This is a genomic window from Bacteroidales bacterium (genome assembly GCA_035342335.1).
Taxonomy (GTDB): domain Bacteria; phylum Bacteroidota; class Bacteroidia; order Bacteroidales; family JAGONC01; genus JAGONC01.
In genome coordinates, this window is record DAOQWY010000024.1 from 1 (window position 1) to 20,033 (window position 20,033).

Sequence of the window (20,033 nt, forward strand, 5' to 3'; positions counted from 1 at the left end):
TTGGTGGCATCATTTTATTTCAGGAAGTGGTACCGGTTTGGTTCAGGGCGGAAACCTACGGTTACTTCTGGTCTTCCTCGCAGAGCAGCACACACCGCGCGTGGTACTGGCTCCTGTAATATAATACCGCCAGCGTAGACCGGTACAACACCATCAAAGATTACGGGTTTTCTGTCCGCTGCCTCAAGGACATGCCCTGAGCGTAGCGAAGGGTCATCCCTGCAAAAGCAGGGATCAATTGATTGATTGATTCATGGAATTCCGCCGGAGGCGGAAACTGGATAAAATCAGGAAGGAAGTTCATAAAGAGCTTCAGGGAGACCGTTGAGAGGGACTTGTATAGCTATCACTCCACCTTACAGAGGATCGTTCATTAAATAACTTGCAGGGTTCATGCGGAAATCTGCACTGTTCATCAAATAAGTCAGCATATCATGATCTGACTTGTAGAATCCGTTGAAATTTCGTATATTCCCTGCCTGAACAACTTCAAATCTTCTTGTTATGAAACAACTTTACCTTCCTCTTTTACTGATTACTGGCACAATCCTGTTTTCCAAAGGACAATCCCTGATCCCCGATGTCGTTGCCAGCGCAGGGGATATCTTCACCGGTAAGCATAGTTCACTGGAATGGACACTTGGAGAGGTAACCATTGAAACCATTTCTTCCGAAACCAGCCTGCTGACGCAGGGATTTCACCAGTCGTATCTCCAGGTGCTGAAAGTCAATGCACCAGAGGATCCCCTGGTGAACGTACTGGTCTATCCTAATCCTGTGAACGACCTGCTGACCATCGAGATCACCACTGCAGAGAAAAATCCGCAGTTCAAACTCGAGCTATTCGATTTTGTGGGTCAGCGGATGCATGACCAGGTTATCGAAACGCAGACCCATAAGGAGCAGCTGGATGTAAGCAGTTTCAGCTCCTCGTTCTTTGTGCTGCGGGTCATCAACCTGAGATCACACACGACCGAATCATTCAAAATCTATAAAGTTAAATTCTAAGTCACCGCATCATGAAAAAAGTCATCCTTACATTCGTATTCACAGGGCTATTGATTTGCACCCTTGTTACAGCCCAGGTGCCTCAGGCCTTTAAGTATCAGGCAGTGATCAGGGACAAAGCGGGACAGGTACTGTCTGAACAGAACATTAATCTGCAAATTACAATCCTGCAATCCAATGCGAACGGGCCGGAAGTATACCGGGAAATCCATCCCGTTACCACCAGCGAACTGGGACTGGTAAACATTGAAGTCGGGCATGGCAAAGCACTTACAGGCAGCATGCCCTCTATTGATTGGAGCACCGGTAGCCATTTTCTGCGTGTGGAGATGGATCAGGCAGGTGGGACTGATTTTGAACTAATGGGTGTTTCGCAGTTACTTTCTGTTCCATACGCACTGTATGCCGAGAAGTCAGGAAGCGGGACGCGGGAAGCAGACCTGGATTGGGAAATCATCGGCAATGATGTGGTGACGGGTCATGGCAGCGGTTACCCAATTGGAAATGTTGGTATTGGCAATAATGCACCTGGTTCTCTCCTTTATGTCGCAAAGAACATAGGAGAGCCAATGATTACTATCCGTAACCTCGGAGGTGGCGGCGGGGCGACCTACTCAATGGTGGATGACCTGAGTGGAGCCAATTGGAAATTCAAGGCGACAACTTATGGTGGCTTTAAGATCAGAGATCAGGCCAATTCACTGGATGTTCTTACGATGGAACCTAACAGTGCGGCGAATACACTGTACATCAAGACGGGTGGCAATGTCGGTATTGGCAAGAATGCACCGGCAGAGAAACTGGATGTTACCGGCAGGGTGAGATCTGATCAGGGATTCAACGTCAATGGTACGAATGGTTTGAACGACACAATAAACCAGGTAACCGCTTATGACTTCGCAAATGAGAAACTGAAATACAGGACACTAATCTATACAGGTGGAATATTGACGTATACAAGTCCTGAATCGGGTTGGTTAAACTCAGTGGGTGATTTCATCACACCATTCGAATGTGGAAACCCATTCTGGGATGATCGTGACGGGCAATCCTATAATACGATCCTTATTGGCACGCAGTGCTGGATGGCGGAGAACATGAATGTGGGAAAAATGATAAATGCCACCACTTATGGATATCAACAAACGGACAATGATACAATCGAGAAATTTTGTTACAATAATGATATTAATTACTGCAATGTATATGGTGGCTTATACGAATGGAACGAAGCAATGCAGTATGTAATGACTGAAGGAGTTCAAGGTATATGCCCTAGTACCTGGCATCTTCCTACGGACGATGAATGGAAGATCCTTGAAGGCACCGTGGATAGCCAGTACCCAGTCGGGGACCCAATATGGAATACTCAGGGAGGGCGTGGTCTGGATGCAGGTGGCAACCTCAAGGAGACAGGGACAACCCACTGGGTTTCGCCTAATACAGGTGCCACTAACTCAAGTGGATTTACAGCTCTTCCTGGTGGGGGCCGCGGTGGTCCTACCTTCGATCTCTGTGGATGGCAAAGTAACTTCTGGTCCTCGTCATTAGTGCTTGGCACAGATTATGCCTGGTCCCGACGTCAGTTTTCGAGCTTAGCTCAAACAGATCGAAATGCTAATACCAAACCGAATGGTCTTTCTGTACGGTGTTTAAGGAACGATTAAAGTAATAAAACAATAATATAGGTCAATTTATAATGAAATTCACAATGAACAGAACAGTAATAACTTTATTAATATTCCTATTAACCACCGGACTTCTGCTGGCACAGGCACCGCAGGCCTTCAATTATCAGGCAGTGATCAGGGACAAGGCAGGTCAGGTTTTATCCAACCAGAACATCAGTCTGCAGGTCAGTATTTTGCAATTAGCTGCGAATGGTTCGGAGGTATACCGGGAGATCCATTCTGTTACTTCCAATGAACTTGGGTTGATCAATATTGAAATTGGTAAGGGTAAAAATCCCACGGGTACACTTTCCACTATCGATTGGGGCTCGGGGAGTCATTTCCTGAAAATGGAGATGGATATGGAAGGGGGAAGTCATTTTGAGCTGATGGGAGTTTCCCAGCTATTATCAGTCCCTTATGCCCTGTACGCTGAAAAAGCAGGTAGCAATGACCGGGAAGCAGACCTGGACTGGGAAATCATAGGCAACGATGTGGTGACGGGTCATGGAGGCAGTTACCCGATCGGGAATGTCGGCATCGGGAACAATGCACCAGGATCTCTGCTTTACGTTGCAAAGAACACAGGTGAGCCAACCATTACGATCCGCAACCTGGGAGGTGGCGGTGGTGCTACGTACTCAATGGTGGATGACCTCAGTGGGGCGAACTGGAAGTTCAAGGCGACGACCTATGGTGGATTCAAAATACGTGACCAGGCCAATGCGCTTGATGTGCTGACAATGGAGCCAAATAGCGCGGCGAATACGCTTTACATAAAAACGGGTGGCAATGTCGGCATTGGGAAGAATCCACCGGCAGAGAAGTTGGATGTTGCCGGAAAGATACGATCTGATCAGGGATTCAACGTCAATGGCACAAATGGCCTATACGATACGACAAATCAAGTGACGGCTTTTGACGCAGTCAATGACAAGCTAAAATACAGGACTATTATCCACAATGGTGGTATCCTGATCTATTCAAGTGCCGAATCGGGGTGGGTTGATACTGTTATTGATTTCATTTTACCACCCTTCGAGTGCGGGGACATACTGTTTGACAGCCGTGACGGGAAGACCTATGCCACGGTATTGATCGACACCCAATGCTGGATGGCAGAGAATCTGAATATAGGAACCAAGATCAACAGCACCCAAAGTGGATCTCAGCAACAGGACAATGGAACCATTGAAAAGTACTGTTACAACAACGATGAAGCGAACTGTGATATTTACGGTGGCTTATATGAGTGGCCGGAGGCGATGCAATATGCAGTAACACAACGTTCACAGGGAATATGTCCTGTAGGCTGGCATGTCCCGTCCGACAGTGAATGGAAAACCCTTGAGGGTTCCGTTGACAGTCAGCATCCAATGGGGGATCCTGAATGGAACCAGGTTTCGTGGAGAGGATATGATGCTGGGGGCAATCTCAGAGAAACGGGGACAGATCATTGGACCGGGCCCAACAATGGCGCCACGAATTCCAGTGGATTCACAGCCCTTCCTGCAGGAATACGTGGTGGCGGTGGAGATTTTTTTGTCCTTAATAGCAGTTGTTACTTTTGGAATTCCACATCCGTCGACACCACTGAATCTTGGAACAGACACTTAACTTCGATTAAAAATAACGGCGTTTTCCGGGGCTATTACCCTTTGGAGTGCGGAAAGTCCATTCGTTGCCTTAAGGATTGCTTACCAGCTCCTTCACAAGCTGATGCAGGGCCTGATCAGCTGTATATTCCAGGAACCATAATAACCCTGGCAGGTAACATTCCAGATTCAGGTTCCGGACTCTGGCAGATTGTAAGTGGGACCGGTGGAGTTCTTGTAAATCCTTCAAGTCCGACCAGTGAATTTCAGGGTCTGGCAGGAATGGAGTACACACTTATCTGGACGATCAGTACGATCTGCGGAAGTACAGAGGATATATTATTAATTAGTTTTATGGCAGAAACCGGACAACCATGTCTGGGTATACCCACTGTGACCTGGGGAGCCCAGGTGTATAATACGGTGCAGATTGGTACGCAATGCTGGTTAAGGGAGAATCTTAACTTAGGCATAATGATCCCCAGCACAGCCGGTGGTTCCCAGCAAACGGATAACTCAATTGTTGAGAAATATTGTTATGGTAACAATCCATACTACTGTACCATCTATGGCGGACTTTATGAATGGCCGGAAACGATGCAGTATGTGACGACGGAAGGTGCACAGGGTATTTGTCCACCTGGTTGGCATATTCCAACAGACAATGAATGGAAGATTCTTGAAGGTACGGTGGATAGCCAATACCCTGTTGGAGATCCGGAATGGGATGGCATAGGGTTAAGAGGGCTGGATGCAGGCGGTAATCTCAAAGAAGAAGGAACAACGCATTGGTATTCACCGAACGAAGGGGCCAACAATTCCAGCGGGTTCACAGGTCTTCCAGGGGGCAACCGCATCAACAGCAATGGGGGCTTCAGCTACCGTAGCTTTCACGGTTTCTTCTGGTCATCAACTCATTTAGGTCCACCCCTTGCCTGGTACCGAAGGTTGACATTCGATAGTGATGACGTAGAAAGACTCGGGGAACCTAAAGAATTTGGATTTTCCATCCGTTGCATCAAGGATGCCAATTAGGGCACCGATAGAAAGGAACGGATTAACTATAATTCACATTCACAATGAAAAGAATAATTCTCTCTTTCATATTCACATTCACCGCCGGACTTCTTCTGGCCCAGGTGCCACAGGCATTCAAGTACCAGGCCGTGATCAGGGACAAAGCCGGACAGGTTCTGTCCAACCAGGAGGTCACACTGCAAATCACGATCCTGCAATCCCATATGAATGGCCCGGAGGTATACCGGGAAATCCATTCCGTTGCGACCAGTGAACTGGGATTGGTAAACGTTGAGGTCGGGCATGGCAAAGCGCTTACAGGCAGTTTACCCGCCATTGATTGGAGCACCGGCAGCCATTTTCTGCGTGTGGAGATGGATCAGGCAGGTGGAACTGACTTGGAACTAATGGGTATTTCACAACTATTGTCTGTCCCATACGCCCTGTACGCTGAAAAGTCAGGAAGCGGGACGCGGGACGCAGACCTGGATTGGGAAATCATCGGCAATGATGTGGTGACGGGTCATGGCGGCAGTTACCCAATTGGAAATGTTGGCATTGGCAATAACGCACCTGGCTCGCTGCTTTATGTGGCAAAGAACATGGGAGAGCCAATGATTACTATCCGTAACCTGGGAGGCGGTGGAGGTGCAACGTATTCAATGGTGGATGACCTGAGTGGAGCCAATTGGAAATTCAAGGCGACTACTTACGGTGGATTCAAGATCCGTGATCAGGCAAATTCACTGGATGTGCTTACGATGGAACCAAATAGCGCTGCAAACTCCTTATATATTAAAAGTGGAGGCAATGTCGGTATTGGAACTTCAAACCCTGATAATTCGGCGCTTGTGGAATTATCTTCGACATCGAGGGGATTTTTGCTCCCAAGGATTGCATTGACAGCCATCAGCTCGAAAGATCCAATAACAAATCCTGCTGTAGGTTTGCTCGTTTATAATACTGAAACTGCTGGTATTCCTCCAAACAATGTAATACCTGGTTATTATGGCTGGAATGGCTCGAAATGGATTTCAGTAGCTGCACCACCAGGGATTCAGACTGGTGAGATGTTATATTGGGATGGTGTTCAATGGATCAGTCTATCACCCGGGCCAGAAGGGAAAACCCTGACGATTTGTGATGGTGTTCCAATCTGGGGATCCTGTCCAAACATACCTTTGGTTTCCACTTCTGATGTTGCAAAAATATCCCTAAGTTCTGCATTAATCGGTGGAACTGCAGATATGGAGGGAGAGTTAGAGATAACAGAAAGGGGAGTATATTGGAGTGTTCAGACAAATCCGGAGATAACAGGTGTCAAGATAGCCATTGGAGAAGGAACAGGATCATTTTCGCACCATCTTACCGGTCTCGCACCCGGGACCTCTTACTATGTAAAAGCCTTCGCTATGAGCGATAGTGGAATATCTTTCGGTAGTAATAGGAAATTTACAACTCTGACTGACCTTGTTCTTGATAAGATTTCAGGCTACGTTCAAAAAGGACCATTTATCAATGGAACCTCCATTGTTATGTTCGAACTGGATCCTATTGATTTACATCAAACGGGTGAGTCATACACTACTCAAATCAAGAATAACAGAGGGTTATTTGAAATTGACAATTTACTTTTAAGTTCAAATTTTGTTGAGTTTTCGGCCAATGGTTACTATTACAATGAGGTAAACGGATCCATTTCCCCCTCTATGCTCAACCTTTTTACTATTTCTGACATCTCAGATCTTTCTCAGATCAATGTTAATATTTTGACTCATTTGGAAAAGAGCCGGATTGAATATTTGTTCGAGCATGACAGCAGTTTTATTATAGCGAAAAAACAAGCACAGCAAGAAATTCTGGCCATTTTTGGAATGGAAGATATCGAGATTGATGATTCTGAAACATTGGATATTTCTGTCGATGGTGAAGGGAATGCAATTTTGATAGCTATTTCGGTAATATTACAGGGCAACAGAACCGTTGGAGCGTTGACTGAATTGATGGCAAATATCATCACCGACATACGCCCTGACGGTATCCTGGATGATCAAGGCATATTGGCATCTCTCAGAAACTCCACCCTTGCCCTCGATTTGAATCAAATCCGTTATAATCTGGTCTCGAGGTATCAGTACTTAGGTGTAAGTGCTACTATCCCCGATTTTGAGACCTATGTGAATTTGTTTCTTGCAAGCACAGGCACAGAACCGAGCGCTGTGACATCTTCGGCCACAAATATAACGACTTCAACAGCATTGCTAAATGGCTTGGTTGACCCAGGAAGTGATTCTACTACTGTAATTTTTGAATATGGGAATACTCCCGAACTTGGACTATCAACAACTGCTGAACAGAATCCAGTGATAGGCAGCACACAAATTCCCGTTTTTGCGACAATAACCGGTCTCGATCCCGGTACGACCTATTATTTTCGAATTACCGCTGAAAACGGATATGGCTCGAGCATTGGGGAAATAAGCATTTTCAACACAACAATTACGAGCTTCAGCGGAACCGTTCAGGATTTTGACGGGAATATCTATCAAACGATCGGCATTGGTTACCAGGAATGGATGGCTGAAAATCTTAAGACTACGCATTATCAAAATGGTGTTGCGATTAATTCGACCTGGAACTCGCCCGAAGGATCTTATTGCTGGTACAATAATAATATTGACTACAAAAATGCCTACGGTGCACTTTACAACTGGTTTGCGGCCACGAATGAAAACGGACTCTGCCCTGAAGGATGGAGAGTGCCATTCGACAGCGACTGGTCACAACTCGTTTCATATCTCGTTGACAATTATAACATAACAAACAATAATAATGATCCGAACGGAGTCGGTAATAATCTAAAATCCTGTTTGCAAGCAGTCGGCTCACCAGTGGGGGAAGAATGCAATTCTTTGGAACACCCCCGATGGGAACCCAATGTAACCCATCATGGCAACGATAATTTCGGCTTTTCAGGCCTGCCTGGAGGTTATCGTACAGGTGAATTTAGTTATGTTGGCATGAGTGCTGGCTGGTTGTCCACTACTATTTCTAATAATAGTTATATATGGAGTCGCATGTTATATTATGATGATGGTAGCATAACCAGAGACCAGAATTTTAATAACACTTTCGGGCTGTCTGTCAGGTGCCTTAAAATTGATCAGGGAAGTGGTGGTACATCAGATATCAGTACAGAAGATGTATCAGTAATAACCAGCAATTCAGCTGAATCCGGTGGTGATATCACGAGTGACATTGGAATTAATGTTATTGCAAGAGGGGTGGTTTGGAGCACTGGACAGAATCCCACTATTTATCTTAATCAAGGAATAACGCAGGATGGATCTGGCTCAGGTACTTTTACATCATCCCTGACTGGACTTTCTCCATTTACTACTTATTACGTCCGGGCTTACGCTTCAGACACTTCAATCACTATGTACGGTAACCAGGTCAGTTTTACAACACTGCCTGAAATTGATTATGGGGCAGGAGTCACTGACGTGGATGGCAACTCCTATGTCACGGTCATCATTGGTGATCAGGAATGGATGGCAGAAAATCTGAAAACTACATTGTATCGCGATAGTACTCCCATCGGCACGACCTGGTATATAGACCAAGATGCCTACTGCTGGTATATGGACAATTCCAATTACAAGAATGCTTACGGGGGCTTGTATAACTGGTTTGCTGCGACCAATTCTCACGGACTTTGTCCTCAGGGATGGAGGGTGCCTTTCGATAGTGATTGGGAGCAACTTATTCATTATCTTATGGTTGAATATGGGTACACAAACGATGATGACGATGCTAATGGAGTTGGAAACAAACTGAAATCATGCAGGCAGGCAGGGACTTCACCCCTTGGTGGAGATTGCAGTGTATCTGAACATCCCCGCTGGGAACCCCATGACATCCATTACGGAAGCGATTTCTTCGGATTTTCAGGACTGCCTGGAGGTTTTCGGCAAGGTGAATTTTACAACCTTGGTATGAGTGCTGGCTGGTTGTCCACTACTATTTCTAATAATAGTTATATATGGAGCCGTATGTTGAATTATGACCAGGGAAGTATGACCAGGGACCAGGGATTTAATAACAATTTCGGGCTGTCAGTCAGATGCATAAAGGAGTGATCGAATCCCGACGACTTCGGACTACTGGTCTTCAAACCAGGCCACCTGCTTTCAGTAAACCAGGCTGATCATCGTCATATTCCCGGTGGTTCGGGTCGTAATGATCCCATCGTCCTGCAGCCTCTGTATGAAGACATAGGTATTTTTCAGCGGCCACCCCCAGTCCTCTGCCAGTTCACGGTACGATGTCGACGTTTCGCCTGTTTCCTCTTCAACCCAGACACCATCCTTGTTCAATTCCATAGGGTGATGCGTACACCTCTTGATCAGGTCGAAGAAAGCGCCGAGTTCCGAGAAAGGGCATTCACCAAGTTCTGCCATGCGGTATCCTTCCCGGAGCAATTTCACCGTGTCGGGGGTGGTGGCAGCTGGTCAGGTGGCAGGTAGGGCTCGGAAAGGTCGTACAGCACCGTGAAGGCGACCACAGAATCGCGACCGAAATGCAATTCTACCCGGCCTCCGCTGAAATCACCCCTGCACCACCACGCGTATGAACCTGTTCCCAACGCGCCGACAGTGACCGCCCGTGTCATTTGAGTCTCATTCTGAGAAAAGTAAAATTTCTCTGCCTGCAGGGTGTAGATCTCAGGCGACATGTATTCCAGTCTGGCCCTGTGTCCTGCCAGCTCCCTGAAGTGTGTCGTCCAGTCCCATGCGCTCCCGTGACTAAAAACCGTATCCGGTGCAAAAGCGATAAGAAGCGACTCCCCCTGGCGAATTGCATACGGCAGTTTGACCTTCAGCTCCTCCTGGGTATAACTGCGGGAGTAACGGCTCTCAGGAAACTCGTTCAGAAGCTCCTGCCATATCTGAGCGACTGCTGCATCCGTAATGACCTGGTCACCATGCGATTCCCTGATGACTTTTACTTGGGAACGTATGGCCTTTTTACCTGGAGAACCACATCCTCCAAGAATAATAAATCCAGCAAGAAAAATAATGGTGATTGTACGGGCCATGGTATGCTGGTTTGTGCAAATAAAGATTTTATTCCGTGCCCAGCATTTGATCATATTAAAATATTCGATCCGCCCCAGGAGAAAACGATTCGTATGAACAAGGCAGACCTTCCGTTTGGATCGTACAATATAGAGGTCTGGTTTCCTGGAGAACGCAAAGTGGTAAAAAAGACCATTATCTTCTAAAAAAGCTGCAAGCTGCAAGTTACAAGTTACAAGCTGCAAGCTACAAACCTTTTAAAGCTTTGCTTTATTTCTCCTCTCTCCTCTCTCCTCTCTCCTCTCTCCTCTATTCCTCTTCATACACCGTCATATCCCCAAGGCACATCCATTTGCCGTTCTCCCTGACGTAGAACTCCGTGTACTTGCCGCGCATGTTCGTCACGGTCTTCTCTGCCCCGGCCGTTATGGACAGCGTGAAGTGAAAATAATAGTGCACCACTGCTGCATTTTCCACCACCGCGATCCGTGCGGGATTGATCATGCAGTCCATGATCTTCCAGGTATCCTTCAGGGGCTGGAACATCTGTATCGCCTGGTCTTTGTTGATCGGCAGCGGTTCCGTTGTGGACCATCCCTGGTATTTTTCGTGGAATGGGATAGGTGACGGATCAACGTGGCCGGCTTTCAGGTTATCCCAGTAGTTTTCGACTACCTGCCATACCTCCTTCTGCGCCGTAGTCCATTCCTGGGCGAACAGAGAGGTGGTGGTCAGGAGGAACAATGCAACACATGCAAATCGAACTAGTGTTTTCATGATGTGATAAGTTTGGATTGAAGGACGAAAGTACTAAAAAAGGCTGCATACTGCAAGCTATACGTTTTTTATTAACACTCCTGCTGAGTGTAAAGGTCAAATCATATAAAATGATAAATTTTCATCAGGCTATTTTTTCTTCATTTTATTTTATATTTGTCCTCCACCCTCTTACATTGTATTTTCGGTCACTGAATAATCATTAAACCATTATGTGATATACGCAACATTTTACACCTCAGCGCTATGCGTTATGCTTCTTCTTTGGTCGGGCAGCCTGTTATCCCAAACAGTGTCTCCTGAAAAAGTCATTACGCCGATAGGATTTGACATTTCCCCAAAACTGAGCGACCTGGCTCCTATTCCCCCCGGTTATGTGGACCAGCGTTAAACAGTACGCTATGGAATGGATTCACTGGCCCCTGGAGCGGCACTAACGACGGTGATCCGATCGTGCTGTATGATCAGTATGCCGACCGTTGGATCGCCTCGCAGTTTGCGTTGCCCAACTAGCCTTCCGGCCCGTTCTATGAACTGGTGGCCGTATCCCAGACAAACAATCCGACCTCGTGGTCGTGGACATATAACGGAGGTACACCGGATTCCAAAACTGTCGACCGGCACATCACCGTGGTTCCGGCAGGGAGTTACTGTGAATCGCACAGTACAAGCAATGCCGTGGAATGGATTAAAAACGTGGTAGTTGGCTCATTCTCCAATCCATCAGGTGCCTCGTTGTATTCTGATTTCACCGGTCTGACGGTAAACCTGAGCCCGGGCTCAGCATACAGTTTTACACTGCCTCCCTTTACAACTTCCCAGCGGAATTTCTGGAGGATCTGGATCGATTTCAATGCAGATGGAGATTTTGATGATTCAGGCGAACAGGTCTTTGCCGCAAACAACAAAAAAGGCAACGCCACAGGAACGATCACCATGCCAGCCACTGCCTCGGGACAGACAAGATTGAGGGTCACGGAAAAGACTGGAGGCTCCCCCACGTCTTGTGAGGTTTTCACCAACGGCGAAGTGGAAGACTATACCATGAGCTTTGCCAGCGGACCGGTCTCTGCAACCATGCAAAACAAGCTTATGCTTGAACTATACCCCAATCCTGCCTCCGACATGCTGAACATCGTACTGTCAGGCCATGGTGAAAAGGTCAATATCAAAGTAACTAATGCCTTTGGACAGGTCATCGATGATTTCAATGTGACGACGGACAGGACATCGCTGAACCTGAACAGCTACCTGAAAGGCATCTACTACATAGGTGCAGACGATGGGAGCCAAACCACACTGAAAAAGTTTATCAGAGAGTGAGATACCGCCTGGAGATGACAACATGCATTTAAAGGGCCTAATGCGCGAAACCCATCTCGTCCAGGATGAATCCTGCATGGCCGAATTTCTCGGTCACAAAAAGCACATAGCGGATATCCGCCGTTATGGCACGCTGTAGCTCGTAGTCGTACTGCCAGTCACTGATCAGGTCCCCAGGTGAACCGCATGGTGCCGTCGGCATCCGGATAAAGGGTGCTGCCTTTCCATTCGTACAGGGCATCGATGTATTCCTTCCGGATGCTGGTGACGTTGGCGGCAAACGACTCATTGGCCCTGCTGATCTCTTTGGAAAGCGAGTAGAGATTCGCAACCAGGTCGATAAAGGGATCATCCAGCGCCTCCAGTTCTGCGGATGATTTTCCGAAGAGGCTTCGCGCGTACCCCAGGTCGTTCAGCCGCGATGATTTGTATGCTTCATCCACGAACTGCTCCAGCGTTTTCGACCGGTCATTGAATAGATGATCAAGCCCTGCTATTCGCTATCCCGGCGGCAACGCCATGGCCTTCTTCAATACACGCAGCAGCAACTCCTTATCCACAGGTTCATAATAGTTCATATAAGTGTACTGCAGGTTGTTGATGGATTCCTGGATTGCGCTTTCATCCAGTCCGGGTTGTCGCTCACTTTCAGGTTTTTCCAGTTCTTTGACAAGCAGGTAAATGGTTGCCGCCACGCCCAACTGTATGCCAGAAAGACCCTGAATGGTTCCGAAAACATCGTCACGTTCTCTTGTTTTCTCAAGAATAAGATACTGATCCTTCTCCTTGTCGATGATAGTGCCATATTTATTCCTGGTTTCCGGATCACTGTTGGCCCATTTTAAAAACGCATTCTCGAAATCCAGCTTTTTCTGAAGGAAGTCCGTTTTCTCAAATCCCGCCACCTTTCCCTCGTAGTTTTTCAAAACATTTGACAGGCCAGCCCTCAGGCTTGCCACCTTCAGTTTTCCTGCAGGATCATTTTTCGTTTTCTCATCAAGTATGCCGATGACCTCTGTGTATTGTTGAATGGTGGATGGATAATTGTATTTGAAATTCCACGCTACGGAGTTGGAAGATCGGTAACGCGTGGTAAATCTGGGAAATCCGATAATGAAATTAAAATCGCCGTCCTTCAGGTCATCGTTTGCCACTTTGAACCATACTTTTGGCTGGTAAGGAACGTTTTCAGCACTGTATTCCCTGCCCGTGCCGTCAGGGGCGACATAAACGCGCAGGAATGAGAAATCGCCTGTATGGCGCGGCCACATCCAGTTGTCGGTCTCTCCGCCGTATTTTCCAATTGAAAGAGGAGGTGAATAAACAATCCGGATATCTTTGAACTGTTTATAAACATAAAGCATGTACTGTTTCCCATTGTACAGCTCCGATACCAAGGCGCGCACATCTTCTTTCCCTTTTTCAAGTTTATCGGTCATACCGGCGATCTCCCGGTTGATGGCCTGATCCCTTTCCACAGGATCAGCAATGCCTTTGCCTGCAGCACTTACTTCTGCCGTGACATCCCTCATCTCCGTCAGCAACAGTGCACGGTAACCGGGAGCCTGGATTTCATCCGTTCGATTCGCGGCCAGGAATCCATCCGCAAGGTAATTGCTGCTGACACTCGATGCCCGCTGAAGAGCCGTGTAGGCAACATGATGGTTTGTCAACAGTAATCCTTCAGGTGAGACAAAAGAAGCCGTACCTCCTCCCAGCTGGACGACTGCATTGCAAAGGCCTGACAGGTTATGACCGAAAAAGTTCGCACACATCATGCCATCTATAATAATGTATTGATTATAAATTAGTTATAAATAAAATTACTGATAGTAACCCCTTAGCAAGTGTCTGGTTCCTTAACAATGATTGATCGTAAATGAGCATTGGATACCACGGCAATCGGCAATCGGCAATCGGCAATCGATAATCCCTATGGGACAATTTATGAACCCTCAAATAATTCTATAAATATTACTTGTCCGTAATTGGTTAATTCATTATATTCGACGCGAAATTTCGTTTCTTAACCCTAATGCAAAAATCATGAACCGACATCTGCCTGGCGCCATCCTATTGATGATGGCTATCCTGATTTTACCCGGCCAGAACAGGGCCGCATTATCTGATGCAATTCCATCAGCTGAATTCACGGAATATTCTTTTTTAACACCTGACGTTCCATCCCCTCCGGAGGAAAGTGAAGTGTTGTGCGCAGATGTTAACGAAGATGGGGTAGTCAATGTGCTGGATATCATTTTTATGGTGAACTATATCATGGGAAACGATCCTCATCCATTCAACGAGGACGTCGCTGATGTGAATGCTGATGGATGGATCAACGTATTGGATATCATTTCAATGGTGAATATCATCATGCAGGTGCCGGGTATTCCCTGCAGCTGTGTTGCACCGGTTCTCTATGAAGGTCAGACCTATAGTACGGTCCAGATCGGTGACCAGTGCTGGCTCAGGGAGAACCTGAACGTGGGCACGATGATCAACAGCACCTCAGCTGGGTATCAGCAACAAGACAATGGCATCATTGAAAAGTACTGTTTCGGAAACAATGAGGAGAACTGCGCAATATATGGCGGTTTATACGAATGGCCGGAAGCAATGCAGTATGTTTCCGATGAAGGGGCTCAGGGTATTTGTCCTCCCGGGTGGCATCTCCCATCAGATGGTGAATGGTCTAATCTGAATGTGTTTTTAGGAGGCTCAGCAGTTGCCGGCGGAAAAATGAAATCCACCGGCACGATTGAAGCGGGCACGGGCCTGTGGCACACTCCCAATGCAGGTGCAACCAATGAAAGTGGATTCACGGGGTTTCCAGGGGGATACCGGGATGCTGGCGGTGTCGATTTTGGCCTCCTCGGAACCTATGGTTTCTTTTGGTCATCCACACAGTCAGGTACAAACAGCGCGTGGCTTCGGTATCTTGCCACCGACGATGCCACCCTGTACCGTGTCGACAACTCTTTTGATAACGAATGGAGTGGATATTCCGTACGCTGTATCAAGGGCTGCTGGCCTGAACCCACACAGTCGGATGCAGGACCTGACCAGCTTGATATCCAAGGCACTTCTGTTATGTTAGCAGGCAACACCCCTGAATATGGCACAGGTCTGTGGGAGGTGCTGAATGGAACAGGCGGCACGATCAATGACCCTTCAAGCCCCTCCAGCCAGTTCCAGGGTGCAGCAGGGAGTGAATATACGTTGTCGTGGACGATCACCACCGCATGCGGAAGTTCGTCCGACCAGGTGGTGATCAGCTTTATTTCCGGAGGGGGATTCTCCTGCGGCGATCCGCTGGTCGATGAACGCGACGGGCAATCCTACGCCACCGTCCCGATCGATTTTATGTGCTGGATGGCCGAAAACCTGAATGTAGGAACAATGATCGCCAGCACTTCAGGAGGTCAGTTGCAAACCAACAACCAGATGATCGAAAAGTACTGCTACGATGATGATCCGGCCAATTGTATTACCTACGGAGGACTGTATGAGTGGAACGAAGCCATGCAGTACCTGACAACGCCTGGAGCGCAGGGCATTTGCCCGGTTGGGTGGCACATCCCCACCGAAGGGGAGTATGATATGCTTGCCAATGAATTAGGCGGAGAAGCTGTGGCCGGAGGAAAAATGAAATCCACCGGAACAATAGAGGATGGGACAGGGCTGTGGTACGAGCCCAACGTGGGAGCTACCAATTCCAGCGGTTTTACGGGCCTGCCACATGGTTACCGCGACGCTGGCGACGGCAGCACCTGGTCGCTGGGATACTACGGCGACTACTGGACCTCCTCGCAGTACGATGCTGACAACGCCTGGTACCGTGCCCTGGAAAACGATTGGGCTGACCTGGATCACTCGGACTATGACAAGAATGGTGGTTCGGCCATAAGGTGCATCAAAAGTTGCTCACCCAGCCCCACACCGGCAAATGCCGGACCTGATCAGCATGGATTGCCCGGAACTTCTACCTCCCTGGCAGGCAACACCCCTGTTGAAGGTACAGGGATGTGGCAGATCATCAGCGGTGATGGAGGGACCCTGGCCGATCCCACCAACCCCACCAGCGGATTCCAGGGACAACCCTGCACGATCTATACCCTTTCCTGGTCCATCACCACGGTCTGCGGAACATCCTCCGACCTGGTGGCAATCAGCTTCGCCCAGGAAGGAACATTCACCTGCGGGGATCTGCTGGAAGATTGCCGCGACGGACAATTCTACGCCACGGTGCAGATCGGTGATCAATGCTGGATGGCCCAAAACCTGAACACCGGCACAATGATCTACAGCAATGACGGCGGACAACTGCAAACCGACAACCAGGTGATTGAAAAATTTTGCTACGACAATAATCCGGCCAACTGCGACACCTACGGCGGACTGTACGAATGGTATGAAGCCATGCAGTACCAGACTGCCGAGGGAGTGCAGGGCGTCTGTTCCTATGGCTGGCACTTTCCTACCGACGGAGAATTTACAGAGCTCACGGATTATCTGGGGGGAGAAGCAGTTGCCGGGGGTGCCATGAAAGCCACGGGCACTATTGAACAGGGAACGGGCCTCTGGCACGAACCCAACACTGCCGCCACCAACTTCAGCGGATTCACGGCGCTTCCATCCGGTTACCAGGATCACTGGGATGGCATTTTCGTTGATTTGGGATATTATGGCGAGTATTGGACATCAACGCAATATGATTCGGATTACGCCTATTACAGGGGGCTGTTCAATGACGGTGCAGAAGTGTACCGCTCTGACTGGTACAAAGAAGGCGGATCAGGAATCCGCTGCATCCGCGACTGCACCCCCCAGCCCACCCAGGCCAATGCCGGACCCGACCAGATCCTCATGGGCGTGACTTCCACTGCACTTCAAGGGAATATACCCATCTTCGGCTTAGGGGAATGGGAAATCGTTGAGGGATACGGGGGAATCATTTCAAACCCAGCTAATCCGTTCAGTACCTTCCAGGGCCAGGCAGATGTTTTCTATGTCCTTTCCTGGACGATCACTACCATCTGCGGTAGCTCAACAGACCGGGTGAGCATTTACTTCAGCAGCTGCACGAACGAAATCAATGAATATACCTATGAGGATCTCACCGATCCATATGCGTACGAATATGACTCCTGGACCGACATCGGCTGGGCAGATATTTCAGTGCCCACCAATGAAAATATCGTGGTTAGTTGTATCCTGGTCACCGCTGCACAGATCTGCTCCGATGAATGGCCGGATGAGGTTTATCTGTTCCTGAAATCACCTGCCGGCACCACTGTGCAGATCTGGCAGGGATTTGCTGATAATGGCTGCACGAACGACTTCACCTTCACCACCGATGCCTTTGACGGAGAGACTTCCGGAGGTCAATGGCTGCTATATTTCGAGGACCTCTACGGTGACGGAGGAGGAACCTGTGTCGGAGCAAAGCTGTATGTCGGGCACTGATCCCCAACACTGCGGATTGCGCAATGGTCCATCAAGCGATCATCCATGATCTCTGACACCCCTCATCATACACGGGGTAAAACAGGTTTGTCGGATCCATTCGCCTTAACAATGCTTTTTTTCCTGAGTTGATTCAGGAAAATGTTTATCTTTGCTAAAATTTTCAGATTTAAGAAACAGTGCTCTCACTTGCTAGTAAACCGTCACTTATAGTATAGTCCTGCTCTTTTTTTTAAATCCATCGAAATCAGAACAAATGAATTGTATTGACGGTGATTTCCCTTTGAACGGGAAAGATCTTCATTCTTATGGAAACCGGTTCAGTGCAAACTTTAAATCACATCCTAAAATCTACAAATCATGGCAAAAGGAAAAGTAAAATGGTACAATGAAGCCAAAGGTTTCGGCTTTATTGAATCGGAAGAGGGCGGAGATGTATTTGTTCACCGCACAAGTATCGTGGGTGGAACTGATCAGCTGCAGCCCGATCAGGTTGTTACCTTCGACGTTAAGCAGGATGAGAAAGGTCCGGTGGCCATCAATGTAAAACCAGTGAATTGAACCTGAACGACTTATAACAAATCAGCACATCCCCCTGAGACTTTCCTTCGGTCTATCAGCGTAATCCTTAATAATCAACTTTCATTACTTGACGGCTTATGTTGATAGCTACGGCAGGATCCCTGCCGGGGTCAATGGTTACTCTCTTTTACTTCTAAACTCCCGGATCACTTCCCTGAATGCCACAGGGATACTGGTCTGCTGTGCGGCTTTTTTCAGGTCATCAGACGTAAGGCCATGTTTTTCAAGGATATCGAGGGAAAAATAGTTTAGGTTGTTCAGCTGGTCCTTCTGGAAATCACGAATGATATGGACAAGGTAACTGAACAGTGCGCACGGACGAGCTATTAAAAAAATGACGGGACTTAATCAAAGAAAGTCACACTTGTGGATAAAAATTTTTCAAAATAGCTACCCTATAACCTTATTTGGCCGAACTGCCCGAGGTGCCATTGTTCATTTTGATCTGATCGTCTTTCGACAGGCCATCCAGGATCTCAATGTTGATCCCGTCGGAAAGGCCGGTTTTAATGTTTCTTCGTTCAAATTTCTGAGGTCCGGTCTCCACCTCCACAAAAGCAGTGTCCCGGTCAAATTGCAGGAGGCTTTCCTGGATGGCCAAAACACTGTCCTTTCGGTCGAGAACGATGTCGGCATTGGCACTGTATCCCGCCCGGATAAATGCGGCTTCACTGAGCTCCACTGCCGCCCGGATCTCAAACTGAATGGCGCCGTTTTCCTCCACCCCTTTGGGTGAAATATGTTCCAGCACGGCATTAAAGTTATGCTGGTCAATGGCTCCAATGGTCAGGATCAGCTTCATCCCCTCGCTGATCTTGCCCACTTCGGTTTCGTCAATGTTACCCTTGAAGATCATCTCACCCATATCCGCCACCGTGGCGATAGCCGTACCATCATTGAACGTATTGCTTTCAATGACCGAACTTCCCACTTCCACCGGCACATCGAGCACCATACCCGAAATGGTTGACCGCACGAGCGTATTGGATTCCCTGTTGGAATCCCTGGTCTGCCCGTCACGGATCAGCTGCAGGTTGTTTTCGGCGCTCTCCAGCTCCTCCATGGCATTCATGTAATCCAGCTCAAAACGCTCAAAATCATTTTTCGAGATCACCTGCTGATCGAAAAGTTGCTTCTGGCGATCATAATTCCTCTTTGCATTGTCCAGCGTAATCTTCGCTCTGGTCAGCCTCGATTCAGCACTGTTCAAACTGACCATGTTGGGAATGATCCTGATCCGGGCGATGACATCACCAGTCTTGACGTATTCTCCTGCCTCAATATAAATCTCATCAATGATTCCGGATACCTTTGGCTTGATGACAATCTCATTCCTGGGCACCACCGAGCCTGTGGCCACCGTCTTTTTGATGATGTTGGTCACAAAGGGCTTCGCAGTCTCATATACGACGGTTTCTGCCCTGGACTTGTTGTAAAGAAACCAGATGGTCCCGATGAAAGCGGACAGGAGGATCACAAGAAGTGCTATTTTCAGTACTTTTTTCATGGTA

11 protein-coding genes and 1 pseudogene are annotated in these 20,033 nt (G+C 47.8%); 7 read left to right on the forward strand and 5 right to left on the reverse strand.

What is annotated here, in order from left to right:
• The first annotated feature begins 504 nt into the window (after positions 1-504).
• From PKI34_11010 to PKI34_11025, 4 genes are read left to right on the forward strand one after another with little or no spacing between them, the layout of a single operon-like run.
• Positions 505-1,008: a T9SS type A sorting domain-containing protein gene (locus PKI34_11010; protein HNS18340.1), complete on the forward strand. Its 504-nt coding sequence runs from the start codon at positions 505-507 to the stop codon at positions 1,006-1,008.
• A gap of 11 nt (positions 1,009-1,019) precedes the next feature.
• Positions 1,020-2,675: an FISUMP domain-containing protein gene (locus PKI34_11015; protein ID HNS18341.1), complete on the forward strand. Its 1,656-nt coding sequence runs from the start codon at positions 1,020-1,022 to the stop codon at positions 2,673-2,675.
• 44 nt (positions 2,676-2,719) lie between these two features.
• A complete protein-coding gene (locus PKI34_11020; GenBank protein HNS18342.1) occupies positions 2,720-5,308 on the forward strand; it encodes an FISUMP domain-containing protein in 2,589 nt (862 codons plus the stop codon).
• 44 nt (positions 5,309-5,352) lie between these two features.
• On the forward strand, positions 5,353-9,432 hold the full coding sequence (locus PKI34_11025; protein ID HNS18343.1) for an FISUMP domain-containing protein: 4,080 nt from the start codon (positions 5,353-5,355) through the stop codon (positions 9,430-9,432).
• A 51-nt stretch (positions 9,433-9,483) separates the two neighbouring features.
• On the opposite strand, the gene PKI34_11030 is transcribed toward PKI34_11025, so the two are convergent.
• The 3 genes from PKI34_11030 to PKI34_11040 all read right to left on the reverse strand — a co-directional run bounded on the left by PKI34_11030 (position 9,484) and on the right by PKI34_11040 (position 11,148).
• Entirely contained in the window at positions 9,484-9,780 is a 297-nt protein-coding gene (locus tag PKI34_11030) for a hypothetical protein (GenBank protein HNS18344.1), read from the reverse strand.
• Complete coding sequence (locus PKI34_11035) at positions 9,777-10,391, reverse strand: hypothetical protein (protein ID HNS18345.1); 615 nt, start codon at positions 10,389-10,391, stop codon at positions 9,777-9,779. Before PKI34_11035 ends, PKI34_11030 begins: the two co-directional genes overlap by 4 nt.
• A 289-nt stretch (positions 10,392-10,680) precedes the next feature.
• Positions 10,681-11,148 carry a DUF4440 domain-containing protein gene (locus PKI34_11040; protein ID HNS18346.1) on the reverse strand — a complete coding sequence of 156 codons (468 nt, stop codon included), beginning with the start codon at positions 11,146-11,148 and terminating at the stop codon, positions 10,681-10,683.
• Between the two features lie 537 nt (positions 11,149-11,685).
• Between PKI34_11040 and PKI34_11045 the strand changes: the two genes are divergently transcribed.
• The gene (locus PKI34_11045) at positions 11,686-12,471 is read left to right on the forward strand and encodes a GEVED domain-containing protein (protein HNS18347.1); all 786 of its coding nucleotides are present in this window, start codon (positions 11,686-11,688) and stop codon (positions 12,469-12,471) included.
• 158 nt (positions 12,472-12,629) lie between these two features.
• Here the strand turns inward: PKI34_11045 and PKI34_11050 are convergent.
• Positions 12,630-14,246: pseudogene (locus PKI34_11050) on the reverse strand (S46 family peptidase).
• Between the two features lie 271 nt (positions 14,247-14,517).
• Between PKI34_11050 and PKI34_11055 the strand changes: the two are divergent.
• Together PKI34_11055 and PKI34_11060 are read left to right on the forward strand one after the other, a co-directional pair.
• On the forward strand, positions 14,518-17,940 hold the full coding sequence (locus tag PKI34_11055; GenBank protein ID HNS18348.1) for an FISUMP domain-containing protein: 3,423 nt from the start codon (positions 14,518-14,520) through the stop codon (positions 17,938-17,940).
• Positions 17,941-18,300: 360 nt separating this feature from the next.
• Positions 18,301-18,501, forward strand: coding sequence for a cold shock domain-containing protein (locus PKI34_11060; GenBank protein ID HNS18349.1), 201 nt, complete (start codon positions 18,301-18,303; stop codon positions 18,499-18,501).
• A 424-nt stretch (positions 18,502-18,925) separates the two neighbouring features.
• On the opposite strand, the gene PKI34_11065 is transcribed toward PKI34_11060, so the two are convergent.
• Complete coding sequence (locus tag PKI34_11065; GenBank protein HNS18350.1) at positions 18,926-20,029, reverse strand: efflux RND transporter periplasmic adaptor subunit; 1,104 nt, start codon at positions 20,027-20,029, stop codon at positions 18,926-18,928.
• Positions 20,030-20,033: the final 4 nt, after the last annotated feature.

Excerpts from the sequence above, each read along its gene's own strand:
- PKI34_11010 (HNS18340.1), top strand. The coding sequence starts at position 505 with ATGAAACAACTTTACCTTCCTCTTTTACTGATTACTGGCACAATCCTG.
- PKI34_11015 (HNS18341.1), top strand. The coding sequence starts at position 1,020 with ATGAAAAAAGTCATCCTTACATTCGTATTCACAGGGCTATTGATTTGC.
- PKI34_11020 (HNS18342.1), top strand. The coding sequence starts at position 2,720 with ATGAACAGAACAGTAATAACTTTATTAATATTCCTATTAACCACCGGA.
- PKI34_11025 (HNS18343.1), top strand. The coding sequence starts at position 5,353 with ATGAAAAGAATAATTCTCTCTTTCATATTCACATTCACCGCCGGACTT.
- PKI34_11035 (HNS18345.1), bottom strand. The coding sequence starts at position 10,391 with ATGGCCCGTACAATCACCATTATTTTTCTTGCTGGATTTATTATTCTT.
- PKI34_11040 (HNS18346.1), bottom strand. The coding sequence starts at position 11,148 with ATGAAAACACTAGTTCGATTTGCATGTGTTGCATTGTTCCTCCTGACC.
- PKI34_11055 (HNS18348.1), top strand. The coding sequence starts at position 14,518 with ATGAACCGACATCTGCCTGGCGCCATCCTATTGATGATGGCTATCCTG.
- PKI34_11060 (HNS18349.1), top strand. The coding sequence starts at position 18,301 with ATGGCAAAAGGAAAAGTAAAATGGTACAATGAAGCCAAAGGTTTCGGC.
- PKI34_11065 (HNS18350.1), bottom strand. The coding sequence starts at position 20,029 with ATGAAAAAAGTACTGAAAATAGCACTTCTTGTGATCCTCCTGTCCGCT.